This is a genomic window from Cloacibacillus sp., from assembly GCA_036655895.1.
Taxonomy (GTDB): Bacteria; Synergistota; Synergistia; order Synergistales; family Synergistaceae; genus JAVVPF01.
Genome location: JAVVPF010000138.1, coordinates 1 through 702, shown reverse-complemented (window position 1 = coordinate 702; position 702 = coordinate 1). Strand labels below are relative to the sequence as shown.

Annotated in this window: 2 protein-coding genes; both read right to left on the bottom strand. The window is 49.0% G+C overall.

What is annotated here, in order from left to right:
- Positions 1-209: hypothetical protein (locus RRY12_13355; protein MEG2185662.1), on the bottom strand; the 209-nt coding region annotated here is incomplete at its 3' end.
- A gap of 3 nt (positions 210-212) precedes the next feature.
- Positions 213-470, bottom strand: coding sequence for a hypothetical protein (locus RRY12_13350; GenBank protein MEG2185661.1), 258 nt, complete (start codon positions 468-470; stop codon positions 213-215).
- Positions 471-702 lie beyond the last annotated feature (232 nt).

The window sequence follows — 702 nt, the reverse complement described above, 5'->3', positions numbered from 1 at the left end:
CAGCCGCCTGATTTGACGCCGCATTCAAATTCGGCGCTGAAAGATTTTCCGGCCGCGCCGTCGTGCAAAAACGACTCGAACTGTGCCGGTGTCAGCGACAGGCGGCTATTGTTGTTTTTCATCTTGTCTTTGAAATCATCAACAACGTCGTCGATGTCAAGGTTCGACTTTTTGCAACAGACGGTGAAACGGTCGTTGACGATAGTCATATTCTATCCCCGCCTTGCCAAAGGTGCCGGCAGCAGTCTGTAGCTTTCTTCATAGCCCTGAAGGAGCTGATGCCGCCCTTTGCGCCACGAAAGGAAAACGGTCTCCGATCCTCCAGCATAGAAACGCGCAGCACCTTTTTTTATTGCAAATATTCCATCTCTTCCGGGGACAGCGGGAGTGGTTTTGGGGAGTACGCATAGAGCGACGATGCTAAAAGGCAAAACAAAAACAAGCAACAAGGCGGCGGAGCGTTTTTTCATACCAAAGCACGCCCTTCTATCTCTTTTATCCTTATCGTCAAAAGAGCTGCCGACCTTACAAATATATATATATTTACTTTCAATCTCGACTTCGCAACAATTTTCCGACGCTCTTTTGCAGTGCGGCTAAAACGCGACGGCCCCGTTTTTACGCGAGGCCGTCCTTTATTGTGGATATTCTTAATCGTCACTCGCGCCTTTTGCACGTCACTCTTTTTTATCGCCGTCGAGG